This is a genomic window from Pseudomonas sp. UBA6310 (genome assembly GCF_002438225.1).
GTDB lineage: Bacteria > Pseudomonadota > Gammaproteobacteria > Pseudomonadales > Pseudomonadaceae > Pseudomonas_O > Pseudomonas_O kuykendallii.
Genome location: NZ_DJTK01000039.1, coordinates 1 through 26,360, shown reverse-complemented (window position 1 = coordinate 26,360; position 26,360 = coordinate 1). Strand labels below are relative to the sequence as shown.

General features: G+C 66.8%; 24 protein-coding genes and 5 pseudogenes. 20 read left to right on the top strand and 9 right to left on the bottom strand.

Annotated features, from left to right (window positions below; translation table 11 throughout):
- Nucleotides 1-581: MFS transporter (locus B3E91_RS09425; RefSeq protein ID WP_287029196.1), on the top strand; the 581-nt coding region annotated here is incomplete at its 5' end.
- 126 nt (nucleotides 582-707) lie between these two features.
- Here B3E91_RS09425 and B3E91_RS09420 read toward each other — a convergent pair.
- Together B3E91_RS09420 and thiS are read right to left on the bottom strand one after the other, a co-directional pair.
- Complete coding sequence (locus B3E91_RS09420) at nucleotides 708-1,505, bottom strand: thiazole synthase (RefSeq protein WP_090223782.1); 798 nt, start codon at nucleotides 1,503-1,505, stop codon at nucleotides 708-710.
- A 36-nt stretch (nucleotides 1,506-1,541) separates the two neighbouring features.
- Nucleotides 1,542-1,745, bottom strand: coding sequence for a sulfur carrier protein ThiS (gene thiS, locus B3E91_RS09415; protein ID WP_090223780.1), 204 nt, complete (start codon nucleotides 1,743-1,745; stop codon nucleotides 1,542-1,544).
- 167 nt (nucleotides 1,746-1,912) lie between these two features.
- Here thiS and B3E91_RS09410 point away from each other — a divergent pair, with 167 nt between their 5' ends.
- From B3E91_RS09410 to B3E91_RS09395, 4 genes are all read left to right on the top strand, one after another.
- Nucleotides 1,913-3,382, top strand: coding sequence for a PLP-dependent aminotransferase family protein (locus tag B3E91_RS09410; protein WP_090223779.1), 1,470 nt, complete (start codon nucleotides 1,913-1,915; stop codon nucleotides 3,380-3,382).
- A 342-nt stretch (nucleotides 3,383-3,724) separates the two neighbouring features.
- A complete protein-coding gene (xsc, locus tag B3E91_RS09405) occupies nucleotides 3,725-5,485 on the top strand; it encodes a sulfoacetaldehyde acetyltransferase (protein WP_090223778.1) in 1,761 nt (586 codons plus the stop codon).
- Nucleotides 5,486-5,653: 168 nt separating this feature from the next.
- Complete coding sequence (locus B3E91_RS09400) at nucleotides 5,654-6,601, top strand: bifunctional enoyl-CoA hydratase/phosphate acetyltransferase (protein WP_090223777.1); 948 nt, start codon at nucleotides 5,654-5,656, stop codon at nucleotides 6,599-6,601.
- Nucleotides 6,602-6,622: 21 nt separating this feature from the next.
- Nucleotides 6,623-6,913: a DUF6506 family protein gene (locus B3E91_RS09395; protein WP_090223775.1), complete on the top strand. Its 291-nt coding sequence runs from the start codon at nucleotides 6,623-6,625 to the stop codon at nucleotides 6,911-6,913.
- A gap of 138 nt (nucleotides 6,914-7,051) precedes the next feature.
- On the opposite strand, the pseudogene B3E91_RS09390 reads toward B3E91_RS09395, so the two are convergent.
- Both B3E91_RS09390 and B3E91_RS09385 read right to left on the bottom strand, forming a co-directional pair.
- Nucleotides 7,052-7,183: pseudogene (locus tag B3E91_RS09390) on the bottom strand (general stress protein); the annotation flags it as partial.
- A 61-nt stretch (nucleotides 7,184-7,244) separates the two neighbouring features.
- Nucleotides 7,245-7,376, bottom strand: a pseudogene (locus B3E91_RS09385) (general stress protein); the annotation flags it as partial.
- 414 nt (nucleotides 7,377-7,790) lie between these two features.
- On the opposite strand from B3E91_RS09385, the gene B3E91_RS09380 reads away from it, so the two are divergent.
- Nucleotides 7,791-8,240: a MarR family winged helix-turn-helix transcriptional regulator gene (locus tag B3E91_RS09380; RefSeq protein WP_287029195.1), complete on the top strand. Its 450-nt coding sequence runs from the start codon at nucleotides 7,791-7,793 to the stop codon at nucleotides 8,238-8,240.
- 201 nt (nucleotides 8,241-8,441) lie between these two features.
- Nucleotides 8,442-8,867 carry an organic hydroperoxide resistance protein gene (locus B3E91_RS09375; protein WP_090223768.1) on the top strand — a complete coding sequence of 142 codons (426 nt, stop codon included), beginning with the start codon at nucleotides 8,442-8,444 and terminating at the stop codon, nucleotides 8,865-8,867.
- Nucleotides 8,868-8,942: 75 nt separating this feature from the next.
- Here the strand turns inward: B3E91_RS09375 and B3E91_RS09370 are convergent.
- A pseudogene (locus B3E91_RS09370) lies at nucleotides 8,943-9,874 on the bottom strand (AraC family transcriptional regulator N-terminal domain-containing protein).
- A 396-nt stretch (nucleotides 9,875-10,270) separates the two neighbouring features.
- Between B3E91_RS09370 and B3E91_RS09365 the strand changes: the two are divergent.
- The 3 genes from B3E91_RS09365 (at nucleotide 10,271) to B3E91_RS09355 (ending at nucleotide 13,287) form a co-directional block, all read left to right on the top strand.
- The gene (locus tag B3E91_RS09365; RefSeq protein WP_287029193.1) at nucleotides 10,271-10,603 is read left to right on the top strand and encodes a putative quinol monooxygenase; all 333 of its coding nucleotides are present in this window, start codon (nucleotides 10,271-10,273) and stop codon (nucleotides 10,601-10,603) included.
- A 168-nt stretch (nucleotides 10,604-10,771) separates the two neighbouring features.
- Nucleotides 10,772-11,266 carry a CHASE4 domain-containing protein gene (locus B3E91_RS09360; protein ID WP_287029191.1) on the top strand — a complete coding sequence of 165 codons (495 nt, stop codon included), beginning with the start codon at nucleotides 10,772-10,774 and terminating at the stop codon, nucleotides 11,264-11,266.
- 29 nt (nucleotides 11,267-11,295) lie between these two features.
- Entirely contained in the window at nucleotides 11,296-13,287 is a 1,992-nt protein-coding gene (locus B3E91_RS09355; RefSeq protein ID WP_287029190.1) for a putative bifunctional diguanylate cyclase/phosphodiesterase, read from the top strand.
- A gap of 81 nt (nucleotides 13,288-13,368) precedes the next feature.
- Here B3E91_RS09355 and B3E91_RS09350 read toward each other — a convergent pair whose 3' ends face one another.
- Entirely contained in the window at nucleotides 13,369-14,178 is an 810-nt protein-coding gene (locus B3E91_RS09350; RefSeq protein WP_090223761.1) for an outer membrane protein OmpK, read from the bottom strand.
- Nucleotides 14,179-14,632: 454 nt separating this feature from the next.
- On the opposite strand from B3E91_RS09350, the gene B3E91_RS09345 reads away from it, so the two are divergent.
- The 4 genes from B3E91_RS09345 (at nucleotide 14,633) to B3E91_RS09330 (ending at nucleotide 17,899) form a co-directional block, all read left to right on the top strand.
- Nucleotides 14,633-15,508, top strand: coding sequence for a DMT family transporter (locus B3E91_RS09345; protein ID WP_287029188.1), 876 nt, complete (start codon nucleotides 14,633-14,635; stop codon nucleotides 15,506-15,508).
- Nucleotides 15,509-15,634: 126 nt separating this feature from the next.
- A complete protein-coding gene (locus tag B3E91_RS09340) occupies nucleotides 15,635-17,398 on the top strand; it encodes a thiamine pyrophosphate-requiring protein (protein WP_287029187.1) in 1,764 nt (587 codons plus the stop codon).
- A 75-nt stretch (nucleotides 17,399-17,473) separates the two neighbouring features.
- Nucleotides 17,474-17,701 carry a PLD nuclease N-terminal domain-containing protein gene (locus B3E91_RS09335; RefSeq protein WP_090223758.1) on the top strand — a complete coding sequence of 76 codons (228 nt, stop codon included), beginning with the start codon at nucleotides 17,474-17,476 and terminating at the stop codon, nucleotides 17,699-17,701.
- A gap of 72 nt (nucleotides 17,702-17,773) precedes the next feature.
- Nucleotides 17,774-17,899: a hypothetical protein gene (locus tag B3E91_RS09330; RefSeq protein ID WP_287029186.1), complete on the top strand. Its 126-nt coding sequence runs from the start codon at nucleotides 17,774-17,776 to the stop codon at nucleotides 17,897-17,899.
- Between the two features lie 57 nt (nucleotides 17,900-17,956).
- On the opposite strand, the gene B3E91_RS09325 is transcribed toward B3E91_RS09330, so the two are convergent.
- The gene (locus B3E91_RS09325) at nucleotides 17,957-18,367 is read right to left on the bottom strand and encodes a DoxX family protein (RefSeq protein WP_287029185.1); all 411 of its coding nucleotides are present in this window, start codon (nucleotides 18,365-18,367) and stop codon (nucleotides 17,957-17,959) included.
- A 115-nt stretch (nucleotides 18,368-18,482) separates the two neighbouring features.
- Between B3E91_RS09325 and B3E91_RS09320 the strand changes: the two genes are divergently transcribed.
- Nucleotides 18,483-19,364: a LysR family transcriptional regulator gene (locus tag B3E91_RS09320; RefSeq protein ID WP_287029184.1), complete on the top strand. Its 882-nt coding sequence runs from the start codon at nucleotides 18,483-18,485 to the stop codon at nucleotides 19,362-19,364.
- Nucleotides 19,365-19,425: 61 nt separating this feature from the next.
- On the opposite strand, the gene B3E91_RS09315 is transcribed toward B3E91_RS09320, so the two are convergent.
- Nucleotides 19,426-20,322: a LysR family transcriptional regulator gene (locus tag B3E91_RS09315; RefSeq protein ID WP_287029183.1), complete on the bottom strand. Its 897-nt coding sequence runs from the start codon at nucleotides 20,320-20,322 to the stop codon at nucleotides 19,426-19,428.
- A 153-nt stretch (nucleotides 20,323-20,475) separates the two neighbouring features.
- Here B3E91_RS09315 and B3E91_RS09310 point away from each other — a divergent pair, with 153 nt between their 5' ends.
- From B3E91_RS09310 to B3E91_RS22240, 4 genes and pseudogenes are all read left to right on the top strand, one after another.
- Entirely contained in the window at nucleotides 20,476-21,600 is a 1,125-nt protein-coding gene (locus tag B3E91_RS09310; RefSeq protein ID WP_287029182.1) for a metallophosphoesterase, read from the top strand.
- 25 nt (nucleotides 21,601-21,625) lie between these two features.
- Complete coding sequence (locus tag B3E91_RS09305; protein WP_287029180.1) at nucleotides 21,626-22,588, top strand: D-2-hydroxyacid dehydrogenase family protein; 963 nt, start codon at nucleotides 21,626-21,628, stop codon at nucleotides 22,586-22,588.
- Nucleotides 22,589-22,785: 197 nt separating this feature from the next.
- Nucleotides 22,786-23,904, top strand: a pseudogene (locus tag B3E91_RS22245) (Cache 3/Cache 2 fusion domain-containing protein); the annotation flags it as partial.
- Nucleotides 23,902-24,765 carry a methyl-accepting chemotaxis protein gene (locus tag B3E91_RS22240; protein WP_414708227.1) on the top strand — a complete coding sequence of 288 codons (864 nt, stop codon included), beginning with the start codon at nucleotides 23,902-23,904 and terminating at the stop codon, nucleotides 24,763-24,765. The pseudogene B3E91_RS22245 and the gene B3E91_RS22240, both read left to right, overlap by 3 nt.
- Nucleotides 24,766-25,231: 466 nt before the next feature.
- Here the strand turns inward: B3E91_RS22240 and B3E91_RS09295 are convergent, their stop codons facing one another.
- A complete protein-coding gene (locus B3E91_RS09295) occupies nucleotides 25,232-26,026 on the bottom strand; it encodes an SDR family NAD(P)-dependent oxidoreductase (RefSeq protein WP_287029178.1) in 795 nt (264 codons plus the stop codon).
- A gap of 194 nt (nucleotides 26,027-26,220) precedes the next feature.
- On the opposite strand from B3E91_RS09295, the pseudogene B3E91_RS09290 reads away from it, so the two are divergent.
- Nucleotides 26,221-26,360: pseudogene (locus B3E91_RS09290) on the top strand (aldo/keto reductase); the annotation flags it as partial.

Here is a 26,360-nt window from a genome sequence, read left to right as displayed (position 1 = left end):
ACGTGTTCGGCGTGTTCTCCCTCAGCTACCTGACGCAGACGCTCAACCTGCCGCGCGCCCAGGCGCTGATCGGGGTGATGGTGGCGGCGGTGGTGATGTGCTTCACCATCCCGCTGTTCGGCGCGCTGTCCGACCGCATCGGACGAACCCGGGTGTACCTGTGGGGCTCGCTGATCACCGGCATCTCGGCCTTCCCGGCGTTCTGGATGATGACCACCAGCGGCGGCGACATGTTCACCATCTGGCTGGCCATCGTGATCCCGTTCGGCATCTTCTACGCCTCGGTCTATGGGCCTGAAGCGGCGATGTTCTGCGAACTGTTCGACGCCAAGGTGCGCTACACCGGGATCTCCTTCGTCTATCAGTTCTCCGGCATCTTCGCCAGCGGCCTGACCCCGATGATCGCCACCGCACTGATGCGCAGCAGTGGCGGGCAACCTTGGACCACCTGCTGGTACGTGCTTGGCGTCGGTGTGATCAGTGCCTACTCGGCCTGGTGGATCGGCCGCTACGCGAAGAAGCAGGGCAAGGAAAAGCAGGCCTCGGCGGGTAGCGCGAACCCGGCGCGCGCCATGCCGTAACCACTCGAAACGGCCCGGCCAGCGTCTTCGCGAGGAGACGCTGGCTTTGCTTCGTGTGGTGGATCAGCGTGGAAAACGACGAGCCCCGCCGGGCGTGAAGCCCGGTGGAGCGAGGAGGCGACTATCTCAGTAGAACAGACCGCCCAGTGGCGACGAGGCGTCGCCCAGCGAACGCCGGGGCATGCGCCCGGCCAGGTAACCCTCGCGCCCGGCCTGCACCGCCTTGCGCATTGCTGCGGCCATCAGCAGCGGATCGCGGGCCTTGGCGATGGCGGTGTTCATCAGCACGCCGGCGCAGCCCAGTTCCATGGCGAAGGTGGCATCCGAGGGCGTGCCGACGCCGGCGTCGACGATCACTGGAACCCGGGCGTTCTCCACGATCAGGCCGATGTTGTACGGGTTGCGGATTCCCAGCCCGGAGCCGATGGGCGCGCCCAGCGGCATGATCGCGACGCAGCCGAGGTCTTCGAGCTTGCGCGCGGCGAGCGGGTCGTCGCTGGTGTAGACCATCACCTGGAACCCCTCGCGAACCAGCCTTTCGGCAGCCTTGAGGGTTTCGCCGATGTCCGGGTAGAGCGTCCTCGGGTCGCCGAGCACTTCCAGCTTGACCAGGTCGTGGCCGTCCAGCAGCTCGCGGGCGAGCAGGCAGGTGCGCACCGCATCCTCGGCGGTGTAGCAGCCGGCGGTGTTCGGCAACAGGGTATAGCGCTCGGGCGGGATCACCTCGAGCAGGTTCGGCTGCGCGGCGTCCTGGCCGAGGTTGCTGCGGCGTACCGCGAAGGTTACCACCTCGGCGCCGCTGGCCTCGATGGCGGCGCGGGTCTGCTCCAGGTCGGCGTAATGCCCGGTGCCGACCAGCAGGCGCGAAGTGAAGATGTGACCGTGGACGATCAGGCAGTCCGGTGGGGATGTGGCGACGTTCATGGCAGCTCCTTGTGCGGCGGCGTGGCGCGACCGGAGTCAGCCGCCGCCGATGGCGTGGACCAGTTCCAGGCGATCGCCGTCGGCGAGTACGCATGCCCCGTGCTGGCTGCGCGGGATCACCCAGCCATTGAGTTCCGCCGCCACCCGGCGCTGCTGCAGGTCGAGCCGTTGCAGCAGTTCGCCGAGGGTGCAGGGCTGGGGCAGGCGGTGCGCCTCGCCGTTTATATGAAGCTCGATCATGCGGCCTGGCCGGTCGGTTGTGTCCGCCACCAGCTTGCCCGGCCGCTCGCGGCGCCATGCAGGGCCAACGATTCGCTCTCGTTGGTGCCAGCGCGGCGGCGTCATCGCGGAGACGTGCACGCGTAGATCCGCCGGTCCGACAACAACAATTAGAACGCGAGGTCGTGATGCTGCAACTGTTCCATTTGTCCCCGGAAAAGGCCGCCAGCCTGCAGCAGCAGCTGCGCGAGCAGATCGCCCGGGCGATCCTCAACGGCAACATGCCGTTGGAAAAACCGCTGCCTTCCAGTCGCAAGCTGGCCAAGCAACTGAACATCGCGCGCAACACGGTGGTGCTGACCTACGAGCACCTGCTCGACGACGGCTACCTGCTGGCGCGCGAGCGCAGCGGCTACTACGTCAACCCGGCGATCCTCTCGCGCAAGCCCGCCGCGCCGCGCGTCGAGCCGGCGCCGCGCACGCAGGATGCGCCGGACTGGTCGCGGCATTTCGTGCTCAATCCGTCCGCCCAGCGCAACAAGATCAAGCCGCGCGACTGGCAGAACTTTCCCTACCCGTTCATCTACGGGCAGTTCGACCCGGCGCTGTTTCCCACTGCCAACTGGCGCGAGTGCTGCCGCGACGCCGTCAGCGTGCCGGCGATCCGCGACTGGGCCAGCGACCGCCTCGACAACGACGACCCGCTGCTGATGGAGCAGATCCGCACCCGTCTGCTTCCGCGGCGCGGCGTCTGGGCGCGGCCCGAGCAGATTCTGGTGACCGTCGGCGCGCAGCAGGCGCTGTACATCCTCGCCCGCCTGCTGCTGGACAAGGACCGCTGCCTCGGCATCGAGGACCCCGGATACATGGACGTGCGCAACATCGCGCTGCTCAACCCCTCGCGCGTGCTGCCGCTGCCGGTGGACGAGCACGGGCTGATCATCGACGACCGCCTGGCCGCCTGCGATTGCGTGTACGTGACGCCCAGCCACCAGTGCCCGACCACCGTGACCATGCCGCTGGAGCGGCGCTACGAACTGCTGGAACGGGCGCACCGGCACGATTTCCTGATCATCGAGGACGACTACGAAAGCGAGACCAACTACCGCAGCAACCCGACGCCGGCGCTCAAGAGCCTCGACCGCAACGAGCGGGTGATCTACACCGGCAGCCTGTCGAAGACCCTCGCGCCGGGGCTGCGCGTCGGTTACCTGGTCGGCCCGGAACCGCTGATTCGCGAGGCCCGCGCGCTGCGCCGGCTGATGGTGCGGCACCCGGCGGCGAACAATCAGCGCTCGGTGGCGCTGTTCCTCGAGCGCGGCTACCACGACGCGCTGATGATGACGCTCATGCAGGCCTACGAGGAGCGCTCGCAGGCGATGCACGCGGCGCTCGACGAGTTCCTTCCCGAGTCGTCGCAGCAGCCCGCCTTCGGCGGTTCCTGCTACTGGGTTAAGGGGCCGGACAACCTGGATGCCCGCGTGCTGCGCCAGCTCGCCGCCGAGCGCGGCGTGCTGATCGAGCCCGGCGACATCCATTTCCACAGCGAGAACGCGCCGCAGAATTTCTTCCGGCTCGGCTATTCGTCGATTCCGGTGGAGCGCATCCGGCCGGGCATCGAGATTCTCGCCGAACTGATCCAGGGGCTGTGCCCATGACGCCCTGGTACGACGATTTCCTGCCGACTGGTCCCATCGCCGCAGGCCGCGGCAGAGCGGCTGGCGCAACGGATGGCGGGGAACTGGCCCTATGGCGGCGGGGCGCGCAGCTCCTAGTCTTGGTCCAGGTTCGCGCGGCCTCGCCCACGAGGCGGCCGCGACGGATGTCAGCCACAAGAACAACAAGGGGCGAGGCGCACATGCCGGCGAAATCCACTTCCGTGAACACCCATCACCTCCGCCAGGCCGTCGCGCGACCCGCGCGGATGGCGTCGTCGTCCCCGCTCTCCCTTCCCGCGGCGCGCAAGTCGCTGCACGCAACCAACCGATAAGGAACAGCACATGGCACGCATGACTCCCAGCGAGGCGCTCGTCGAAACGATGGTCGCCAATGGCGTCACCGACATCTTCGGCATCATGGGTTCGGCCTTCATGGACGCGATGGACATCTTCGCGCCAGCCGGTATCCGCTTCATTCCGGTGGTCCACGAGCAGGGCGCCGGGCACATGGCCGACGGCTATTCGCGGGTCAGCGGCCGTCATGGCGTGTGCATCGCGCAGAACGGGCCGGGTATCACCAACTTCGTCACCGCCATCGCCGCCGCCTACTGGGCGCATAGCCCGGTGGTGGTGATCACCCCGGAAACCGGCTCGATGAGCCAGGGCCTCGGCGGCTTCCAGGAAGCCCAGCAACTGCCGTTCTTCGAGACCATCACCAAGTACCAGGGCCATGTCGCCAACCCGGCGCGGATGGCCGAACTGACCGCGCGCTGCTTCGACCGCGCGATGCTGGAAAACGGCCCGACCCAGCTGAACATCCCGCGCGACTTCTTCTACGGCGACATCAACGTCGAGATTCCCAAGCCGATCCGCATCGAGCGCAGCGCCGGCGGCGAGCAGAGCCTGGCCGAAGCCGCGGCGATGCTGGCGCAGGCGAAGAACCCGGTGATCATCTCCGGCGGCGGCGTGGTGATGGGCGACGCGGTGGAGGAGTGCAAGGCGCTGGCCGAATTCCTCGGTGCGCCGGTGGTGAACAGCTACCTGCACAACGACTCGTTCCCGGCCAGCCACCCGTTGTGGTGCGGCCCGCTCGGCTACCAGGGCTCCAAGGCCGGGATGAAGCTGATTTCCCGCGCCGACGTGGTGGTCGCGCTGGGCACCCGTCTCGGCCCGTTCGGCACGCTGCCGCAACACGGCATGGATTACTGGCCGAAGAACGCCAAGATCATTCAGATCGACTGCGACCCGACCATGCTCGGCCTGGTGAAGAAGATTTCCGTGGGCATCTGCGGTGATGCCAAGGCCGCCGCCGTCAGCCTGCACGAACGCCTCAAGGCGCTGGACGTGGCCTGCCTGCAGACCAAGGGCGCGCGTGCCGAAGAAATCGCCGCGGAGAAATCCGCCTGGGAAGCGGAACTCGACGAATGGGTCCACGAGAAGGACGAATACTCGCTGGACATGATCAAGGAGCAGGAAGGCGAGGAGGGCAGCTACCTGCACCCGCGTCAGGTCCTGCGCGAGCTGGAGAAGGCGATGCCGGCCGATGCCATGGTCTCCACCGACATCGGCAACATCAACTCGGTCTCCAACAGCTACCTGCGCTTCGAGAAGCCGCGTTCGTTCTTCGCCGCGATGAGCTTCGGCAACTGCGGCTACGCGCTGCCGACCATCATCGGCGCCAAGGTCGCCGCACCGCACCGCACCGCCATTTCCTACGCCGGCGACGGTGCCTGGGGCATGTCGATGATGGAAATCATGACCTGCGTGCGGGAGAACATCCCGGTCACCTCGATCGTCTTCCACAACCGTCAGTGGGGCGCGGAGAAGAAGAACCAGGTGGACTTCTACAACCGCCGCTTCGTCGCCGGCGACCTGGAAAACCAGAGCTTCGCCGAGATCGCCCGGGCGATGGGCGCCGAAGGCGTCACCGTGGACCGGCTGGAGGACGTCGGCCCGGCGCTGAAGGCCGCCTGCGCCGCGCAGAAGGACGGCAAGACCACGGTGATCGAGATCATGTGTACCCGCGAGCTGGGCGATCCGTTCCGTCGCGATGCGCTGTCCAAGCCGGTGCGCTACCTCGACAAGTACAAGGACTACTGCTGATCGAGTGGGGCTTCGGCCTGCTGAGCGTCGGCGCTTGGAGACAACCCGGGACGCCCCCGGTTGTCTCCGCCTTGTCTCGCTCTAGCTCGCTGGGCCTGACGCCTGCCTTGAACGAGGTCCACTTCAAACGAGCGCCACCGTTGCGGCGGTGGCCCTCGAGGGACAACTATGCTCAGCACCCTTACCCGTGAATGCCCGCCGTTCCTGCTCGAGCGCGCCAAGCGCCTGCCCAGGGTCGTCACCGCGGTGGTCAATCCGGTCAACGAATTGAGCCTGGCCAGTGCGCGCCAGGCGTGTGACGAAGGTCTGATCGAGCCGATCCTGGTCGGCGACGAGACGGCCCTTCGCGCGCTGGCCGAGCGTATCGGCTGGGACCTGCACGGCATCCGTCTGCTGCAGGCCGACGACGACGCGCAAAGCGCGCAGGCCTGCGCGATGCTCGCCAGTCGCGGCGAAGCCGATGCGCTGATGAAAGGCCACCTGCACACCGACGTATTGCTGCGCGCGGTGCTCAAGCGCGAGGCCGGGCTGCGCACCCAGAGTCGCTTGAGCCACGTCTTCCACATGACGCTGCCGGGCAACGACCGCGCGCTGTGCATCACCGATGCGGTGATCAACGTGCAGCCGACGCTGATCGACAAGCTGCACATCGCGCGCAATGCCATAGAGCTGATGCACGCGCTGGGCTACGCCAAGCCGCGCATGGCGATCCTCTCCGGCACCGAGGAGGTCACCGCCGCCATGCCGTCCAGCGTCGACGCCGCCGAACTGGTCAAGCTCGCAGCGATCGGCGCCCTCGGCGGCGCGCACATCGAGGGACCGCTGGCGTTCGACAACGCCGTGTCGGTGGAAGCCGCGCAGATCAAGGGCATCACCGGCGAAGTGGCGGGCAACGCGGACATCCTGCTGGTGCCGAACCTCGAGGCCGGCAATTTCCTCTTCAAGCAGATGGTGTACTTCATGGGCGCCACGGCGGCCGGGCTGGTGCTCGGTGCGCGGGTGCCGATCATGATCACCTCGCGCGCCGACCCGCTGGAGGCGCGCCTGGCCTCCTGCGCGCTGGCCTCGATCTTCATCGACCACCAGCGCGGCCGGCTGCACGAGCGGGCCAGCTGAGCGAATACCTGGAGGAACAGCATGCTGCAACAACGCTATGGATTCATCGTCAAGACGCCCGACATGGACTTCCTCGCCCATCAGGGGCGCCTGAAATCGGAGCAATTCGAAATCGCCGTGTGCGCGGTGCGCACCGTCGAGGAGGCGGTCATGGTTGCCCAGGAGCTGCTCACCCGGCACGTGCAGGTGATCGAGCTGTCCGGCGGCTTCGATATGCGGGACGCCGAACAGGTTCGCCAGGCGCTGCAGGGGCGGGCGAGGGTGGGGCTGGTGCAGTATCTGGATGCGCCGCCGTTGAGTGCCGTCGGCTAACGGAAAATTCTTGCTATATGAAAACGGGAAAGTCGCTCAGGCAACTTTCCCGTTTCTGCATCTGTGGATGCGATTTAGTGCAATGCGCTTATCGCCTAGATTCAATAGTTGGACGATAAGCGCTGCGACGCTCCGAAGTTACTTGGAGCCGCCCTTGCGACCGGCTTCCGACGCCCGGTCACGGTTGTTGGCGAAGTTGCCGCCACTGTTCTGTCCGCCCTTGCGTCCGGCGGCTGCCGCTTTTTCGCGGTCATTGGCGAAGTTGCCAGGATTCGAATGAGCCATGCTGCACTCCTTCATCGATTGATGGGTTTCCGGTGATTCCGTCCGCCTAGTGCGAACCGCCCTTGCGACCGGCCCGGGAGGCGCGTTCCCGGTCGTTGGCGAAGTTGCCGCCGCTGTTGCGGCCTCCCTTGCGGCCCGCTTCGGCGGCCTTCTCACGGTTGTTGGCGAAGTTTCCGGGGTTGCTGTGCGGGGTAGCCATAAAGGGTTTTCCTCCGTCGCTAGAACGCTGATTCAAGAATCATTACCATCGGCTTGCACTTTTTCTGAGACCACTTTCGCCAACTAGTTCGGCATTCAGTCGCATATCCATGGATCACTGACGAATGGTTTTCCATGAATTAATCAGGGGTGGCTTTTTGCGATTACCTGTTGGCGCGCACGTTGCGTGTTAGATGTTTCGACGATGAAACAGAATGCACAATTGTTCGCGCCGCGTTGTAACTTCGACGCAACTTTCAAGTGTATTTTCGATACGCCGCTTCGTTTGAATGCCTGCACTAGAGGCTCCCGAATAGGTGTACTTTGATCGCAATAACTGGCGCAGAATCATTTTGCGCGTTAACGTTATCGCCATCGAACGGAGGACTCCGCCATGTCCAGGACCGATGCCTGCGAGGAACTGAAGCTGGATAACCAGCTGTGCTTCGCGCTCTATTCCACCTCGCTGTTGATGACCAAGATCTACAAGCCGCTGCTGCAGGCGGCAGGGCTGACCTACCCGCAGTACCTGGCGATGCTGGTGCTGTGGGAGGGCGATGGCATCACCGTCGGCGATCTCAGCGGTCGACTGCTGACCGACCCCGGCTCGGTAACGCCGTTGCTCAAGCGCCTGGAAGGCATCGGACTGATCACGCGTACCCGCAGCAGCAGCGACGAGCGCGTGGTCGAGCTGCATGTCACGGAAGCCGGTTGGGCGCTGCGCAAGCAGGCCGAGGCGTTCCCGCTCTGCATCGTCGAGGCCAGCGGCCAGCGCGTGGAGGAACTGATCGCGCTGAAGGACCAACTGGTCACCTTGCGAAGCAATTTTCGAAACGCCCTCTGACCCGCCGCTGGCGGGTTTTTTCTGGCTGGGCAATTTTTTTTGACAAATAACTTGCGCGCAAAATAAATGCGAGCTAACTTAAATCCACGGATCTGATTTGCGCCACAGAGCAGGAGTACCCCGGTTGCTCGCGCCCGTCCGATCTACCGCGACGCCGACGGGCGCCTGCACCTGACCCCACTCTTGAAAAGGAAATACGCCATGTCGATCGAAAACGTTCTCTACCGTGCCTATGCCGATGCCACCGGTGGCCGTGATGGCCGCGCCGTCTCTTCCGATGGCGTGCTCGACGTCAGCCTGGCCACGCCCAAGGAACTGGGTGGCGCCGGCGGCCAGGGCACCAACCCTGAGCAACTGTTCGCGGCCGGCTACTCGGCCTGCTTCCTGGGGGCGCTGAAGTTCGTCGCCGCCCGCGACAAGCACGTGCTGTCGCCAGACACCTGGATCGAAGGGGTGGTCGGCATCGGTGCGATTCCCACCGGCTTCGGCATCGAGGTCGAGTTGAAGATCACCCTGCCGGGGCTGGAACGCGCGGAGGCCGAGGAACTGGTGCAGAAGGCGCACATCGTCTGCCCTTACTCGAACGCGACCCGCGGCAACATCGACGTGACCCTCACGCTGGTCTGAGCCCGTCTCGCTGCGGTAACGAAAAAGCCGCCACGGAAGCCTTCCGTGGCGGCTTTTTTTTCGCCTGCGATTTCGTCAGGCCGAGGTGCGCAGGCGCGCCAGGTCGCGCAGCGGCGGGGCGCCGAACTGGCGGCTGTATTCGCGGCTGAACTGCGAGGCGCTCTCGTAGCCCACGCGGTAGCCGGCGGCCGAGGCGTCCAGCCCTTCGGTGATCATCAGGCGCCGGGCTTCCTGCAGGCGCAGCTGCTTCTGGTACTGCAGCGGGCTCATCGCGGTGACCGACTTGAAGCGGTGGTGCAGCGTCGACGAGCTGAGGTTGACCACCTGTGCCAGGTCGTCGATACGCAGCGGCTTGTGATAGTGCTGGTTGAGCCACTCGATGGCGCGGGCGATGCGGTGGGCCTGGCTGTCGACGATGGCGATTTCCTGCAGGCGCGCCCCCTGCGGGCTGCGCAGCAGGCGGTAGTAGATCTCGCGGATGATCAGCGGCGCCAGCGTCGGCGCGTCCGCCGGTGTTTCCAGCAGGCGCAGCAGTCGCGACATCGCATCCAGCAGCGACGAGTCGACACGCTCGACGAACAACCCGCGGCTGCTCTGCGAGCGGGCGGCTGAGGAATGCCGGTTTCGGCGATCAGCTCGGTGATCTGCGCCAGGTCCAGCGAAAGCCGTACGCAGAGGTAGGGCTCCTGAGGCGACGCCTCGATCACCCGCCCGGAAATCGGCAGGGAAACGGACGCGATCAGGTAATGCAGCGGGTCGTAGAAATAGATCTCCTCCCCCAGGCAGGCCTGTTTGCGGCCCTGGGCGATCAGGCAAAGACAAGGTTCATAGAGCGCCGGCGTGGAATGCTCGGTCGGCTGGTCGCCGCGGATCAGGTGGAGCTTGGAAATCGTGGTGGTGTGCACGCCTTCGCCGGGTACATGGCGCATCACCAGGTCGGCCAGCTCGGTGCGGCGGGTTTCGATCTCCAGCGGCGAGGGCGAATTGGAGGAGTGGGGCAGCGACATGTTCGGACCTCCCGAAGGGCTTTTCGCAAGCTTATCCCGCGCCTTCGCGCGCGTCTGCCCGACGCCGCGCGGACAGCAGAAACGGACAACCAATGAGCAGGATCAGGCAATAATGGTCGACCAAGTACATCTCCCATGTCCTCGCCGGTTTGTGAGCGCCAGGCGGGCGCCCTGACAGTTTCAGGCAATAAACCAGCAGGAATCGACTACCCGCCGGCGCTTGCCGGGACCTAGGCTTCCTACCAAGGCTGTCTCCCGGTTCAGGTCATAGGCTATCGAGCCGCTGCCGGCCTTCCTCTCCCCTCGTTCCAGCGATGCCGCCCAGGCGTCGCGCCCGGCACCCCGCCCGGCCTATCGACAACAAAGCCCCATCACCCCCATCGGGAGGACCGCAGCATGTTCGACCAGACCGTTACTCAATTGGCCCTCATTCGTTCCCGGCGCGGACGCTCGGATGAGCTAGGCGCACAGCTCTCGACGCTGCTGCAGCCTGCGCACGCGGCGCCGGGTTGCCTGCACTGCGCGGTGCAGCGCGACGCCGGGGACGCGGACCTCTGGCTGGTGCACGCCGTGTGGTCGTCGCGCGATGCGCTGATGAGCTACCTCGGCTCGCCGCAGGCACAGGTGTTCTCGGCGATCATCGACAATTGCAGTGCGCGCGAGCTGGAATTGCGCACGCTGGAAGGCACTTTCGCCGCGCAGGAAGCGGCCCGGCGCTGCGCGGCCTGATACCGGCGGGAGACGACCGGGAGGAGGTTTCGGAGATTGAATGTTCTCCTTCGGGTCATCGTATGACAGGATACTGGCGCCAATTTATAGAGCGCCGTGGGTTTTCCGATGTCGACCGCTTCTTCCTCGCCAGGCGAGTCCGCTTTTTCCGCTGCAAATTCGCTTCGCGTGCGACGATCACTGCTCTGGATTTCCGCCCTGCTGCTGGCTCTGTTCGTCGCGGCCAGTATCGCCCTGATCACCATCGCGCGCAGCCAGAACCGGGCGGCGAACGAGCAGAGCCTCTTCTATGTGAAGAAGGCGCTGGATAATCGCAGCAAGCGCCTACAGGCATCGGTGATGGACTACGCCTTCTGGGGCGAGGCCTATCGCAACCTCCACGCGAAACTCGATCCGGACTGGGCCTACGCCCGGCAGAACCTCGGCCCCACTCTGTTCGACGATCAGGGCTACGAAGCGCTGTTCGTCGTCGACGCCCATGGCGGAACCTCTTACGCGGTGATCGACGGCAAGCTGCAACGGGCGGTGGACGCTGGCCAGTGGTTGCAGCAGGACCTGTCCAGCCTGCTGGCGGCCGCGCGCGAAAGCGCCGAGCTCGGCGAAAGCGTCAGCCGTTACCTCAGCCTCGACGGCGCCCGACGCTGGTCGCCGCGGCGGCCCTGACCACCGGTGGCGACCCGGAGGTCGCCGAAGTGCCGGGACCGGCATCGGTGTTGCTGTTCGTCGACACCCTCAGCGACGGCGAACTGCAGGTGCTGGGCGACGACTACGGCATCCACGGGCTGCGCCTGGCCCGGGACGCCGCCGATGCACAGGCCCAGCCGAACCTGGCGCTACCGGTGCAGGACGTTGCGCTGCACCTGCGCTGGGAGGCCATCGAGCCGGGCCATTACCTTCTTTCGCTGGTGCTGCCGCTGCTGGTCAGCGCCGGCCTGATGATCGTCGGCCTGACCGTGTTTGCATTGCGCAGGTCGTTGGTCGCGGCGCGGGCGATGGAACTGAACTACGCCAGCCTGCAAGCCGGGCGCGCGGCGCTGGCCGGCAGCGAGGAGCGCTTCCGCCAGGTCGCCGAAGCGGCCTCCGACTGGATCTGGGAAATCGACGGCGAGCATCGCCTGACCTACCTGTCCGAGCGTTTCGAAGAGGTCAGCGGGCATTCCCGCGAAGCCTGGCTCGGGCGCCCGATCGACGAGTTGCTGACCAGCGCCGCCGGTTCGGTTTCCGCCTGGCTCGACGGTCACACACCGCGTCCGGGCAGCCGCAGCGTGTTGCAATGCGAATACGTCGCCGGCGACGGATTGGAGCGCGCGTGTTCCCTCTCGCTGCGGCGGATTTCCGGAAGCGCCGGCTATCGCGGCACCGCGGCCGACATCACCGAGGAGATCCAGGCGCGGGCGCGCATCGAGCACCTGTCGCAGCACGACGCGCTGACCGGCCTGCCGAACCGCCGCCGCATGCAGGAATTCCTCGATGGCAAGTTGCAGGCCTCGCCGACCCGCGATCATCCGCTGGTGATGCTCAGCGTCGACTTGGATCGCTTCAAGCCGGTCAACGATGCGCTCGGCCACGCCGCCGGCGACCGCGTGCTCAACGAGGTCTCGGCCCGCCTGCGCCAGTGCCTGCGCGAGGGCGATCTGGTCGCCCGCCTGGGTGGCGACGAGTTCACCCTGATCGTCACCGGCATCTCTTCCCAGTACGAGGTCGAACGGCTGTGCCGGCGGCTGCTCGCGCGCATCCAGCAACCCTTCATGATCGACGACAACGAGGTATTCATCGGCGCCAGCATCGGCATCGCGCTGGCGCCCGCCGACGGCACCCAGGCCGAGGAGCTGCTGCGTTACGCCGACATCGCCCTCTACGAGGCCAAGGAGGCCGGGCGCGACACCTGGCGCTTCTATGCCAGCGGCATGAACGAGCGGGTCGTCGAGCGCCGCTTGCTGGAGCAGGACCTGCGCCACGCGCTGCGCGATGGCGAGCTGCGGCTGGAGTTTCAGCCGCGCTACCGGGTCGATGGGCAGCGCATCGCCGGTGCCGAGGCGCTGGTGCGCTGGCAGCATCCGCAGCGCGGGCGGCTGGCGCCCGACGTGTTCATCCCGCTCGCCGAGGAAACCGGGCTGATCGTTCCGCTCAGCGACTGGGTGTTGCGCACCGCGTGCCTGGAGGCACGCTCCTGGCCGAGCACGGCCTTCGTGTCGGTCAACCTGTCGCCCATCGAGTTCAAGCGCGGCGAGGTGGTCGAGCGGGTCCGCGCAGTCCTCGAGGAAACCGGCTTCCCGCCCGGGCAACTGGAGCTCGAGCTGACCGAAAGCGTGATGCTCGACGATGCCGAGGGCGCGCTGCAGACCATGCTGCAGCTCAAGGCATTGGGCGTGCGGCTGTCGATGGACGACTTCGGTACCGGCTATTCGTCGCTCAGCTACCTGCGCGCGTTCCCCTTCGACGGGCTGAAGATCGACCGTAGCTTCATGAGCGACCTCTCCGACTCGGAGGACAGCCTGGCGATCATTCAGGCGATCGTCGGCCTGGGCAAGGCGCTGACCCTGACGGTGACGGCAGAAGGCGTGGAGACGGCCGATCAGCTTAACCTTCTGCTGCAGGTGGAGTGCGAGGAGGCGCAAGGCTTCTATCTGGGCCGGCCGATGGTGGCGGAGGCGTTCCGCGAGGCCCTGCGCAGCAACCCCTGAAACGAAAACTGCCCGCGCGATTCGCATCGCGCGGGCAGTTCGGATACGGCCACCCGCAGGGCGGGTGGAGGCGTTTGGTGCTTAGAAGTTCACCTTGGCGATCACGCTGAAGGTGTTCTGGTCGGTCTTGCCGACGAACTCGCTGACAGGACCACCATCGCGAATACCGTACTTGTTGCTCCAGTAGTCGTATTCGATACCGACATAGACTTTCTTCTCGCCCATGTTGAGGGCCTTGCCCAGGTCGTACTTGATCTGCGGGTTGATGTGCAGGTTCTTGGACACGTAATCGCCTTTGGATTCGGAGCCCTTGGAGTTCACTACCCAGTCGATGAAGCCGTCGATCAGGACGTCCGAATCGCCGACCGGCAGGGTGTAGGACCAGGCCGGGGTGATCTGCCACTGGCCAGACGGAACCCCGGTGATGCCGTCGGGTTTGCGGTAGTAGAAGTTCAGCTGGAAGTAGTCGAAACCGGGGATGGCCAGGTCGAAGCCCGGGCCGAGCAGGTAGTTGCGGTTACGGTCCTCGCCGCGCTCGTAGGTGGCGGCCAGCAGTACGTCGGTGACCGGGCCGAAGGAGAAGGTATTGCCGCTCAGCTTGCTGTAGGAGAGACGCGGTGAGAATTCGCCGTAGTAGGTGCTGTTGCCCTGACCGCTGTCCGCCTCACCGTTGTAGTTGATCCAGTCGACGAACATGAACATGTCGCCCCAGGTCCAACCGCTGGCGTGTTCGAAAGTCACCGTCTGCTGAATGCCCGGGTTGACCTTGTAGTCGTGGCCGTTCAGATAGGTGAGGCTGTTTCCCTGCCAGAGCAGCGGGCCGTCGGCCATGGCTTGGCCTGCGGCGAGAAGTCCGCCTGCAACGATCAGAGAGGTAAGGGTACGTTTCATCGGTGTTGGCTCCCGGTGCAAAAATTATCGATCTAATAACCTGTCCGTTCAGTCAGGCTTGAGGCGATTTAGCAAGAACGAAGCCAAGAGCTGTCCTGATGCCCGCCCGTCCGCGAAAGAATCCTTACGGAACAGTCTTTTCTTTTTTTAAGTGCCTATTTTCCAAGGATAACCGGCGGATAGCCAGCATTCCGGTGTGGCACTGCCGGCAGGCGACCGAACCGCCGCGTGGATAGTTTTCTGACCAGGAGGACAAGTTCTGCTTTAATTTGGGGCGGCCGCCCGGCCGAGGCGGCAGCCTTGGGGCGCCGCAGCGTGCAGGCGGCGTTATAAAGGCACCGCAACGGTTCACTTCGTCACGGACGAACGTACGTGTCGGGCTGCTCTATAGTTTCGTCACACCCCTTACGCGACTTCGCGCCCATCGCTGCGCATCAACCGTCTGGTCTTTCCGATGAGTTCCACCACCCGCTTCCCCGGCATGAACCAGCCGGTTCGCGGCATCCTGCTGATCTGCTTCGCGGTGATGCTGTTTTCCAGTCACGACGCCGTTTCCAAATACCTGGCCGGTTTCTACCCGATCGTTATGGTGGTCTGGGCACGCTACGTGGTGCACACGCTGCTGATGCTGGCGGTGTTCGTGCCGCGCAGCGGGTTGCTGGTGATCCGCACCAAACGGCCAGGGCTACAGGCGGCGCGCGCGCTATGCCTGATCGGCTGCTCGCTGCTGTTCACCGCCGGGCTGCATTACCTGCCGCTGGCCGAGGCGACGGCGGTCAACTTCCTCGCGCCGTTGCTGGTCACCGCGCTGTCGGTGCCGCTGCTCAAGGAACAGGTCAGCCGCGGGCAATGGGCGGCGGTGATCTGCGGCTTCGTCGGCGTGCTGATCATCATCCGCCCCGGCGGCGCGCTGTTCACGCCCGCGGTGCTGTTTCCGCTGGGCTCGGCGTTCTGCTTCGGCTTCTATCAGTTGATCACCCGGCGCCTCTCGGAAACCGACAGCCCGACCACCAGCAACTTCCTCACCGGCCTGCTCAACAGCCTGCTGATGAGCGCGGCGCTGCCGTTCTTCTGGCAGACCCCGCAGCTCGGCCACGCGCTGCTGATGATCGCGCTCGGCGCCTGCGGGATGGGCGGCCACCTGCTGATGACCCAGGCGTTTCGCCACGCCGCGCCGGCGATGCTGGCGCCGTTCAGCTACCTGCAGATCGTTTTCGCCGGGTTGATCGGCATGCTGTTCTTCGGCCACACCCCGGATTCCGGGGCGATGCTCGGCATCCTGGTGATCTGCCTCAGCGGGCTGGCCGCCGCATGGCGCCACCGCCGCTGAGCGGCGCCTTCCACTCGCGGCATCCGCTGCAACTAATGGCGCGCCCCGCCAGTCACTCCTGACAGGAGCTTTTTTTTCGTCCGCGCCTTACCCGGCGCGGCGGTTCCATCCTGTCGAGGAGGCATCATGAGCAAGACGGTCGGCGATCACCTGCTGGAACGCCTGAGCGAATGGGGCATCGAGCGGATCTTCGGTTACCCCGGAGACGGCATCAACGGCATCATGGGGGCCATGGGCCGGCATGCCGAGGACTTCGACTACGTGCGCGTGCGCCACGAGGAAATGTCCGCCTTCATGGCCGGCGCCCACGCCAAGTTCACCGGCCAGGTGGGTGTCTGCCTCGCCACCTCCGGCCCCGGCGCCATCCACCTGCTCAACGGCCTGTACGACGCCAAGCTCGATCACATGCCGGTGCTCGCCATCGTCGGCCAACAGGCGTCCACCTCGCTGGGCAGCGACTACCAGCAGGAAACCGACCTGCACACGCTGTTCAAGGACGTGTCCGCCTACGTCGAGACCGTGGTCACCCCGGCGCAGCTGCGCCATGTGCTGGACCGCGCATTGCGCGTGGCGATGGCCGAGAAGTCCGTCGCCACGGTGATCATTCCCAACGACGTGCAACAGATGCCGGCGGTGGAGTCGCCGCCGCACAAGCATGCCAACGTGCTCTCCGGCGTCGGCTTCATCGAGCCGCGGCCCTATGCGCGCGACGCCGACCTGCGGGCGGCAGCGGACATCCTCAACGCCGGGGAGAAGGTCGCGATCCTCGCCGGGGCCGGTGCGCTGGGTGCGCGCGACGAACTCATCGCGGTCGCCCAGGCGCTGTCCGCCGGTGTCGCCAAGGCGCTGCTGGGCAAGGCGGCGCTGCCCGACGACCTGCCCTGGGTCACCGGCTCCATCGGCCTGCTCGGCACCCGCGCCAGCTACCAGTTGATGAAGGAGTGCGACACCCTGCTGATCGTCGGCTCGACCTTCCCCTACGCCGAATTCCTGCCCAGGGAAGGCCAGGCGCGCGCGGTGCAGATCGACCTGCACGCGCGCAATATCAGCATGCGCTACCCGATCGAGCAGGCGCTGCTCGGCGACTCGGCGGAAACCCTGGCGCGCCTGCTACCGCTGCTGCAGCCCAAGGCACACGGCGCGTGGCGAGAGAGCGTCGAGCGCAGCGTCGCCGAGTCCTGGGCGGAGCTGGAGGACAAGGCGATGCTGGAGGCCGAGCCGCTGAACCCGCAGCGGGTGTTCTGGGAGATGTCCGCGCAGCTGCCGGACGACGCCATTCTCTGCGGCGACAGCGGCTCGCACACCAACTGGTACGCCCGTGACGTGCGTCTGCGCGGCGACATGATGGGCTCGCTGTCCGGCAAGCTGGCCAGCATGGGCAGCGGCGTGCCCTACGCCATCGCGGCGAAGATGGCGCACCCGCAGCGCCCGGTGATCGCCATGGTCGGCGACGGCGCGATGCAGATGAACGGCAACGCCGAGCTGGTGACCGTGCAGCAGTACTGGAAGCGCTGGAGCAACCCGACCTTCATCGTGCTGGTACTGAACAACGGCGACCTCAACCAGGTGACCTGGGAGCAGCGCGCCATTGGCGGCGATCCGAAGTTCGCCCCGGCGCAGGACGTGATCGACTTCCCCTACGCGCGCTACGCCGAGATGCTCGGTTTCAGGGGCATTCGCGTCGACTCCCCGGAGGCCGTCGCCGATGCCTGGCGCGAAGCCTTCGCCGCGGACCGGCCGGTGCTCATCGAGTTCGTCGCCGATCCCAATGTGCCGCCGTTGCCGCCGCACATCGAGTTCGAGCAGGCCAGGCACTTCCTCGGCGCGCTACGCAGCGATCCGGATCGCTGGTCGATGATCAAGCAGAGCGCCAGGCAGATCCTGAAATGACCGCTCGGCGCCGCGCCGGAACCGATGGCGACGGGGCGCGGCCCCAATCAGGAGACCTATTCGAGGACCTTAACCATGATCGAAGCCAACATGCTCGTCTTCATCCTCGCCGCGGTGGTGATCATCGCGCTCGACCTGTGGGCCATCGTCAGCGTGTTCAAGAGCCCCTCCAGTACCGGCGCGAAGTTTCTCTGGACGCTGGCGATCGCCGTCTTCCCGGTGCTGGGCCTGATCGCCTGGGGCGTGGCCGGACCGCGCGGCGTCACCGAAGCCCCCAGCTCACCGGAGCACAGCAAGGGTTGATCAGGATTGCCCCCAATCCCGGCCTGCCGCCTCGATCGACCTGTCTGCATCCCTGAAACCTTTGGAGGCACCATGAACGACGACGAAGAGCGTGACGAAAAAGACCCGGCCGAAGGCATCCCGGCGCACAGCACGCCCGAGGAACAGGAGCGTTTGGAACGACTCAAACGCGACCCCATCCCGGCGGGCGCGGAGTGATCCGCAACCACGCACGCGAAAAAGCCGGCATCAGCCGGCTTTTTTGTGCGCGTCGGATCAGGCCAGGGCAGGGCGCTTCTGCAGCCGGGCATCCAGGCTGAAGGCGCCGGCACCGAAGGCGGCGACCTGCAACAACCCGCCGGCGATGGCGAAGTTCTTCAGGAAGTGGATCAGCTGGTTCTGGTCGGCAAGTTGGCTGTGGAAGACCAGCGCGGTCGCCACGCTGAACACGGCCATCGCCAGGGCCACCAGGCGGGCGCGCAGGCCGACCAGCAGGGCCAGGGCGAAGCCGATTTCCACCAGCAGCGCGCCAAGGTAGGCGAGGTCGGGCAGCGGCAGGCCGGCGGCGACGATGTAGCTCTTGGTCGCGGCGGGTGCGGCGAGTTTGCCGAAGCCGCTGAAGAGGAACAGGCCGCTGAGCAGAACGCGTCCGACGAGGGAGGAAACGGCTCGGGAAGAGGTGTTCATGGTGAATGCTCCTGAGTGAGTGGCGCCGTGTTCAGCACCTTGAAGATAGGTTACTGTGCTGCCGCCCGCGCAAAAATCACCTGAACTGCGCAAAATCGTCCACCTGGAGGGGACAATGAGCCAGCTCGAAGACATGCGCATTTTCGTCGGCGTGCTCGACAACCGCAGCTTCACCGCGGCAGCCGACGCCCTCGGCCTGTCCAAGCAGTTCGTCAGCCGGCGGGTGGCGGCGCTGGAAGAACGCCTGGGCGTGCGTCTGCTGAACCGCTCCACGCGCAAGCTGGACGTCACCACTCTCGGCCACGCCTATTACGAGCGGGCCAAGCGCATTCTCAGCGACGTCGACGACGTCGAGCAGGCCATCGCCCAGCAGAGCGCCGCGCCGCGCGGTTCGTTGCGCCTGAGCGCGCCGATGTCCTTCGGCACCTTGCACCTGAGCACGCTGATCCCCGAGTTCCTGCGCCGATACCCGCAGGTCAGCATCGAGATGGACCTGAACGACCGCGCCGTCGACCTGCTCGGCGAGGGCTACGACATGGCGGTGCGCATCGGCGTGCTGGCGGACTCCTCGCTGATCGCCCGGCAGATCGCGCCCTTGGAAATCGTCACCTGCTGCAGCCCGGGCTACCTCGCCGAGCGCGGCGCGCCGCAGACCCCCGCCGACCTGCGCGACCACGAGTGCCTGCTCTACGGGCACGGCAAGAACGTCGAATGGAGTTACCAGATCAACGGCAAGGCGCAGGGCTTTCCGTTGAGCGGCCGTTTGCGGGTGAACAACGGCGAGCTGATCCGCGACGCCGCCATCGCCGGCCTGGGCATCGCCTGCCTGCCCACCTTCATCATCGGCGAAGCCCTCGCCGACGGCCGGCTGGTGCCGCTGCTGCAACGCTTCGGTCCGCCGCAGAGCAAGGTCTACGCGGTCTACCCGCAGCACCGCCAGTCGTCGCTGGTGGTGAAGGCGTTCGTCGATTACCTGAGGGACGCGTTCGCCGCGTAGCCGAGGGCGACGCGCTTCAGAAGGGCGGCGGCGCGTCAGCGCGGCCGACGAACCTCCATCGTCAGGGTCGCGCCGGTTGCAGGCGCTCCTGAATGAAATCCAGGAAACACTGGATGCGTAGCGCCAGTTGCGAGTTGCGGTAGTACACCGCGTGGATCGGCTGGCGGTAGTCGCTCATGTGCTCGGGGAGCAGGCGGATCAGGCGGCCGGCGGCGATGTCGGCGTCGCTCATGAAGCTGGCGATGCAGGCGATGCCCTGGCCGGCGAGCGCCAGGTGGCGCACGGTTTCGCCGCTGGAGGCGGCGATGTCCGGGGTGATCGGCCACTGGTTGCCGCCGTCGTGCAGCAGCGGCCAGAGGTTGAGGCTTTCCGGCTGGGTGAAGCCGATCAGCGAATGCTCGCGCAGCGCGTCGACGCGGGTGGGGGCCGGATGGCGGGCGAGGTAGTCGGGGCTCGCCACCAGGTTCAGTGGCGCGGCACCCAGCGGGCGGGCGTGCAGGGTCGAGTCGCTCAGCGCGCCGATGCGGATGGCCACGTCGGTGCGCTGCTCGATCAGGTCGATATTGAGGTCGTTGCTGCTCAGTTCCAACTGGATGTCCGGGTACAGGCGGCGGAACTCGCCGAGGTGCGGGACCACCGCGTGCAGCATGAACGGCGAGGCCGCGTCGATGCGCAGGCGACCCGAAGGTGTCTGCCGGCGCAGCGCGAGGCGTTCTTCCAGCGCTTCCATCTGCTGCAGGATGGCCTTGGCGTTTTCCAGGTAGAAGCGACCTTCCTCGGTCAGCTCCATGCGCCGCGTGGTGCGGTTGAGCAGGGTGGTGGAGAGCTTCTGCTCGAGGCGCGACAGCGAGCGGCTGAGGGCCGAGGGTGTAAGGCCCAGAAGCTGGGCGGCGGCGCTGAGGGAGCCGCTTTCGACAACGGCGACGAAGTGCTGCAGTTCTTCGGAATGGACTTTCATGGCGGGCCCGGGCCGGCGATGGAGGCGCACATGGTGGCATCCTTCGGCGCTCGCCGCCTAACCGGGCGCGCGCGGCGGCGATTTGCGCTGCCGCCGCGGCTCGGGACGTGCGACTCTATGCCCCACTCCGTCTGCGTCGAGGTATTCGCGCCCATGCTGCGTTCGCGTCTGACCATGTTCTCCATCCTGTTCGTGCTGCACCTGCTGGTTGGCGCCTCGCTGATCCCCTACCTGCCGCTGGAACTGCCGGGCCGCCTCCTGGCCTGGAGCCTGCTGGCGGCATCCTGTGCGTTGCTGCCGCTGGGCTTTCGCGCCTCCGGGCTGCGCTGGCGCTGGCTCGGCTGGAGCGGGCTGATGCTGATGGGAATCTTCTCCAGCCTGGCGGTGTTCTCGCTGCTGCGCGCGCTGGTGGTGGCGGTGCTGGTGCTGATCGGCCACGACCCGGCCGGCTTCGCCGAGCACTCCGCCGAGGCGGTGCTGCTCGGCGTGGCGCTGGTCACGCTGATCGGCCTGTTCAACGCGCGGCGCACGGCGGCGGTGCGCGACGTCAGTATCGCGGTGCCCAACCTGCCCGCCGGGCTGGAGGGTTTCTCCATCGTCCAGCTCAGCGACATCCACGTCGGCCCGACCATCCGCCGTGGCTACATCGAGGCGATGGTCAAGCGCGCCAACGGCTTGAAGCCGGACCTGATCGCCATCACCGGCGACCTGGTCGACGGCAGCGTGGCGCAGCTGCGCGAACACATCGCGCCGCTGGCCGAGCTGCGCGCGCGGCACGGTACCTTCGTCGTCACCGGCAATCACGAGTACTACGCCGGCGCGCCGGCCTGGATCGCCGAACTGCGCCGCCTGGGCCTGACGGTGCTGCTCAACGAGCATGTGCTGATCCGCCAGAACGATGCCGAACTGCTGCTCGCCGGTATCGCCGACTATTCGGCGGGCATGTACGAACCGAGCCACCGCAGCGATCCGCTCGCCGCGCTGGAGGGCGCGCCCGAGGGTGTCGTCCGCCTGCTGCTGGCGCACCAGCCGCGCTCGGCGCCGGCGGCGCTGGATGCCGGCTTCGACCTGCAGCTCTCCGGGCATACCCACGGCGGCCAGTTCTGGCCGTGGATGCACTTCGTTCGGCTGCAGCAACCCTGGGTCGCCGGCTTGCACCGGCTCGGCACGCTGCAGGTCTATATCAGCCGGGGCACGGGATACTGGGGGCCGCCGCTGCGTTTCGGCGCGCCCTCGGAGATCACCCGGATCAGCCTGACGGCCGCCAGCGGGCGGTAATTTTTCCCTGAGCGAGAGGTGAGCAATGAGTTCGGCAAAGGTGCGCATCGCGGTGATCGACGACTGGCAGGACGTGGCCCGCGACGTGGTGGACTGGTCGGTGCTCGAGGGCATCGGCGAGGTGAGCTTCCTGCACGACTACCCGGCGGATACCGCCACGCTGATCGAGCGGCTCGCCCCGTTCGAGGTGATCTGCGTGATGCGCGAACGCACCCGTTTCGACGACGCCCTGCTGGCCGGCCTGCCGCGCCTCAGGCTGCTGGTCACCGGGGCGATGCGCAATGCCGCCCTCGACCTCGCCAGCGCCACGCGCCGCGGCATCCAGGTCTGCGGCACCGACAGCTACAAGCAGGCGGCGCCGGAACTGACCTGGGCGTTGATCATGGCGCTGGGACGCAACCTGCTGGCCGAGGCCGCCTCGTTGCGCAATGGCGGCTGGCAGGTCGGGCTGGGCCGCGACCTGTACGGCAAGACCCTCGGCATCCTCGGCCTGGGCGCCATCGGCCAGCGCATCGCCGGCTACGGCCAGGCGTTCGGCATGCGCGTCATCGCCTGGAGCGAGAACCTCACCGCCGAGCGCGCGGCGGCGCTGGGCGTCGAGTACGTCGACAAGCGCACCCTGCTCGAGCAGGCCGACGTGCTCACCGTGCACCTGGTGCTCGGCCCGCGCAGCAGGGGCCTGGTCGACGCGCAGGCGCTGGGCTGGATGAAGCCCACGGCGTACCTGGTGAACACCGCCCGCGGGCCGATCGTCGACGAAGCGGCGTTGATCGCCGCGCTGCAGGAAAAACGTCTGGCCGGCGCCGCGCTGGACGTCTTCGACGAGGAGCCGCTGCCCGCCGATCACCCGTTCCGCCACCTCGACAACGTCCTCGCCACGCCGCACGTCGGCTACGTCAGCGAGGCCAACTACCGGGTGTTCTACGGCCAGATGATCGAAGACATCCAGGCCTGGGCCGCGGACGCGCCGATTCGGGTGATCGGCTGATCGGCGCGTTCTGCCGAGGATCGCAGGGTGGGCTCCTCCGTTGCCGCCGTGGCCCGGCGGACCGGCGTTGCGAGCTCTTCTTGCCGGGCTCCTGTGCGTCGCTATACCGCAGTAGTGGACTCAAGTAATCTCGCCGCCCGCCGAATAACAGGGTGCCTGGCACCCTCCGGCGCCCGTCATTCGCAGCGAGAGATCACATGTCGCAACCCAAGTCCCGCATAGCCTGGCAGCTCGCCGTGGCATTGGCCCTCATTCTCGTGGTGATGATCGGTGCCAGCACGCTGTTCGCGCTGCGTTCGCTGGATAGCGCCAACTTCGCCACCCGTGAGCAGCACCTGGCCAGCGAGGCGCGCCTGCTCGCCGATCAACTGGCGACCTTCCACGGCAGCCTGCGCGAGAGCACCCAGCGCCTCGCCAGCCTGTTCGAGAAGCGCTTCGCCAGCGGCCTGAGCCTGCACGCGGACGAGCGGGTCGCGGTCGGCTCGCTGACCCCACCGACGCTCTATCTGAACGGTCAGGTGCTGAACAACGACTTCGCCCTGGTCGACGAGTTTCGCCAGCTCACCGCCGGCGCCGCCACGGTGTTCGTCCGCGACGGGGCGGAGTTCGTCCGTGTCACCACCTCGCTGAGCAAGCAGGACGGCAGCCGCGCCATCGGCACCGTGCTCGACCACGCGCACCCGGCCTACCAGCGCCTGCTCGCCGGGCAGGGCTACGTCGGCCGCGCGTCGCTGTTCGAGCGGCTCTACATGACCCAGTACACCCCGGTGCGCGACGCCAGCGGCCAGGTCATCGCGGTGCTCTTCGTCGGCTTCGACTACACCGACGCGCAGAACGCGCAGTTCGCCAACCTGGCGCGCTTCCGCATCGGCCAGACCGGCTCGCTGGCGCTGCTCGACGAACAGGGCAAATGGCTGGTGCCGCCGGCCGGCGCAAACGACCCCGCCGCACTGGCATCGCGCGCCGCCGAACTGGCCCGCGAGCCGGGCCGCGGGCAGTTCTTCAACGACGGCCGCGAGGACTTCTACGGCGTCGCCGCGCCCTTCAGCGAAGGGCCCTGGCAGGTCATCGCCAGCCTGCCGAAGAAGGAAATCCGCGAAGTGACCTGGCACGTCGGCAGCCAGCTGGCCCTTGGCAGCCTGCTGGCGATGCTGATCGCCGCGGCGCTGGTGATCGGTCTGCTGCGGCGCAAGCTGCGTCCGCTCGGCGAGCTGGTCCAGCAGGCCCGCGCCCTCGGCGGCGGCGACCTCAGCGCGCGGATGACGGTCAGCAGCCACGACGAGATCGGCGAACTGGCGAGCAGCTTCAACCACATGGGCAGCGCGCTCGCCGACATGGTCGAGCACATCCGCAGCGCCTCGCTGCAGGTGAGCAGCCGCGCCCACGCGCTGTCCGGGCTGTCCAGCGGCGCCTACGAGGGTATGGAGCAGCAGTCCGGCGAAATCGCCAGCATGGCCGGCGCGGTGGAAGAGTTCAGCGCCACCTCGCTGAACATCGCCGACAACATGCGCGAGACGGAGCGCATGGCCAGCGACAATGCGCAGCAGACGCGCATCGGCCTGCGCAGCATGGACGAGGCCTCGCGGTCGCTGGAACAGATCGCCAGCGCGCTGAACGGCACGGCGACGGTGATCGATACCCTCGGTCAGCGCTCGCAGGAAATCGGCGGCATCGTCGGGGTGATCACCTCCATCGCCGAGCAGACCAACCTGCTGGCGCTCAACGCCGCCATCGAGGCCGCGCGCGCCGGCGAGGCCGGCCGCGGTTTCGCCGTGGTCGCCGACGAGGTGCGCAACCTCGCCGCGCGGACCCGCGAGGCCACCGAGCAGATCTCCGGCATGATCGGCAGCATCCAGAGCGAGACCAGCAGCGCCATCAGCACCATGGAACACGGTCGCCAGTTGATGCAGGGCGGCCTGGAACTCAACGCCAAGGTCGGTGCCGCGCTGTCGCAGATCGCCGGGCAGAGCGAGGCGGCGGGCGAGCAGTTCGCCGCCATCACCACCGCCACCCAGGAGCAGAGCAGCACCGCCACGGCGCTGAGCTCCAACCTGCAGGGCATCGCCCAGGCCAACAGCGAACAGCGCGAAGTAGTCGCCCACCTGGCGGAAACCGCGCAGGAACTGAACCGCCTGGCCGACGAACTGCGCCACGAAATCGGCCGCTTCCACGGCTGACCTGCAGTCCGCGCTGGCGCGAATGCGTTAGAGAACGCTCTCGTAGGGTGCGCCATGCGCACCGTGCAGGGCTTGGCATTCGGGGTAAGCCCATTGGTGCGCGCGGCGCACCCTACGGCCAATGTGTCAGGGAAGGACTCTCGTAGGGTGCGCCATGCGCACCGGGGCGGGGTTTGGCGTTCGGGGCCGTCCCATCGGTGCGCGCGGCGCACCCTGCGGCAAATGACCGGGAAGCCTCGTAGGGTGCGCCATGCGCACCGGGCGGGGTTTGGCGTTCGGGGCCGTCCCATCGGTGCGCGCGGCGCACCCTACGGCAAATGACCGGGAAGGCTTTTGTAGGGTGCGCCATGCGCACCGGGGCGGGGCTTGGCGTTCGGGTCATCCCATCGGTGCGCGCGGCGCACCCTACGTCAGCCACGGCCAGCGCCGCTGGTGACTGCGGTCGCCCGCCCTTCGGCAACCTGCCTCAGACCAACGCGTCGATCACGCCGCCATCCACGCGCAGGGCCGCGCCGCTGGTGGCCGAGGCCTGGGTGGAGCAGGTGTAGACGACCAGGTTGGCGACTTCCTCCACCGTCGCCAGGCGCTGGATGATCGACGACGGCCGCTGGGTGCGGACGAACTCGGCGCCGACTTCCTCCAGCGACTTGCCGGTCTCCTCGACCTGCTCGGCGAGCATCTCGCCCACCCCCTCGGACAGCGTCGGCCCCGGCAGCACCGCGTTCACCGTCACCCCGCTGCCGGCCATGCGCTTGGCCAGCCCGCGGGAAATCGACAGCAGCGCGGTCTTGCTGAAGCCGTAGTGGATCATGTCCGCCGGGATGTTCTGCGCCGATTCCGAGGACAGGAACACCACCCGGCCCCAGCCGCGCTCGGCCATGCCCGGAACGTAGCTGCGGGCCAGGCGCACGCCGGACATCACGTTGGTCTCGAAGAAGCGCGTCCATTCGGCATCGGGAATCTCGAAGAAGTCCTGCGGGCCGTAGACGCCCAGGTTGTTCACCAGGATGTCGCAGTGCGGATGCTTCTCCAGCAGGGCCGCGCAGCCCTCCGCGCTGCCGAGGTCGCCGACGAAACCGAGCAGGTCGGCCTGCGGGTGTTTCTCGCGGACCCTGGCGATCGCCTGTTCCACCTTGTCCGCATGGCGGCCGTTGACCACCACGCGGGCGCCGGCGGCAGCCAGGCCCTCGACGATGGCCAGCCCGATGCCCCCGGTGGACCCACTGACCACCGCCTGTTTGCCCGAAAGATCGATGTGCATGCTGCTTCTCCTCATGGCTGGGCGCGGAGCCGCGGCGGCAGAACATGCCCGGCGCCTCGCCGTGGAAAGTGCCGGGATGGCCGAAGGCGTCCTTCGGCCGGGCGAGAGAATCTTTGCGCTATCCTCGGCTCGAACCTAGTTCAGAGACCCGCCGGCCGTACGCGGTTCCTTCCTTTCTTCCAAGGAGTCCAACGATGAACAAACGTCCTCTCGGCCATTCCGGCCTGGAAATCGCCCCGCTGGTGTTCGGCGGCAACGTGTTCGGCTGGACGATCGATGAAAAGACCAGCTTCGAGTTGCTCGACGCCTTCGTCGATGCCGGCCTCAACGCCAT

What these genes read in the sequence shown, in the direction of transcription:
- B3E91_RS09350 (WP_090223761.1), bottom strand. Translation starts at nt 14,178, where the DNA reads ATGAAACGTACCCTTACCTCTCTGATCGTTGCAGGCGGACTTCTCGCC.
- B3E91_RS09305 (WP_287029180.1), top strand. Translation starts at nt 21,626, where the DNA reads ATGAGTTCGGCAAAGGTGCGCATCGCGGTGATCGACGACTGGCAGGAC.
- B3E91_RS09330 (WP_287029186.1), top strand. Translation starts at nt 17,774, where the DNA reads ATGAACGACGACGAAGAGCGTGACGAAAAAGACCCGGCCGAAGGCATC.
- B3E91_RS09295 (WP_287029178.1), bottom strand. Translation starts at nt 26,026, where the DNA reads ATGCACATCGATCTTTCGGGCAAACAGGCGGTGGTCAGTGGGTCCACC.
- B3E91_RS09420 (WP_090223782.1), bottom strand. Translation starts at nt 1,505, where the DNA reads ATGAACGTCGCCACATCCCCACCGGACTGCCTGATCGTCCACGGTCAC.
- thiS (WP_090223780.1), bottom strand. Translation starts at nt 1,745, where the DNA reads ATGATCGAGCTTCATATAAACGGCGAGGCGCACCGCCTGCCCCAGCCC.
- B3E91_RS09315 (WP_287029183.1), bottom strand. Translation starts at nt 20,322, where the DNA reads ATGAAAGTCCATTCCGAAGAACTGCAGCACTTCGTCGCCGTTGTCGAA.
- B3E91_RS09335 (WP_090223758.1), top strand. Translation starts at nt 17,474, where the DNA reads ATGATCGAAGCCAACATGCTCGTCTTCATCCTCGCCGCGGTGGTGATC.
- B3E91_RS09325 (WP_287029185.1), bottom strand. Translation starts at nt 18,367, where the DNA reads ATGAACACCTCTTCCCGAGCCGTTTCCTCCCTCGTCGGACGCGTTCTG.
- B3E91_RS09400 (WP_090223777.1), top strand. Translation starts at nt 5,654, where the DNA reads ATGCTCAGCACCCTTACCCGTGAATGCCCGCCGTTCCTGCTCGAGCGC.
- B3E91_RS09345 (WP_287029188.1), top strand. Translation starts at nt 14,633, where the DNA reads ATGAGTTCCACCACCCGCTTCCCCGGCATGAACCAGCCGGTTCGCGGC.
- B3E91_RS09320 (WP_287029184.1), top strand. Translation starts at nt 18,483, where the DNA reads ATGAGCCAGCTCGAAGACATGCGCATTTTCGTCGGCGTGCTCGACAAC.
- B3E91_RS09340 (WP_287029187.1), top strand. Translation starts at nt 15,635, where the DNA reads ATGAGCAAGACGGTCGGCGATCACCTGCTGGAACGCCTGAGCGAATGG.
- B3E91_RS09310 (WP_287029182.1), top strand. Translation starts at nt 20,476, where the DNA reads ATGCTGCGTTCGCGTCTGACCATGTTCTCCATCCTGTTCGTGCTGCAC.
- B3E91_RS09380 (WP_287029195.1), top strand. Translation starts at nt 7,791, where the DNA reads ATGTCCAGGACCGATGCCTGCGAGGAACTGAAGCTGGATAACCAGCTG.
- B3E91_RS09410 (WP_090223779.1), top strand. Translation starts at nt 1,913, where the DNA reads ATGCTGCAACTGTTCCATTTGTCCCCGGAAAAGGCCGCCAGCCTGCAG.
- B3E91_RS09365 (WP_287029193.1), top strand. Translation starts at nt 10,271, where the DNA reads ATGTTCGACCAGACCGTTACTCAATTGGCCCTCATTCGTTCCCGGCGC.
- B3E91_RS22240 (WP_414708227.1), top strand. Translation starts at nt 23,902, where the DNA reads ATGGGCAGCGCGCTCGCCGACATGGTCGAGCACATCCGCAGCGCCTCG.
- xsc (WP_090223778.1), top strand. Translation starts at nt 3,725, where the DNA reads ATGGCACGCATGACTCCCAGCGAGGCGCTCGTCGAAACGATGGTCGCC.
- B3E91_RS09375 (WP_090223768.1), top strand. Translation starts at nt 8,442, where the DNA reads ATGTCGATCGAAAACGTTCTCTACCGTGCCTATGCCGATGCCACCGGT.
- B3E91_RS09395 (WP_090223775.1), top strand. Translation starts at nt 6,623, where the DNA reads ATGCTGCAACAACGCTATGGATTCATCGTCAAGACGCCCGACATGGAC.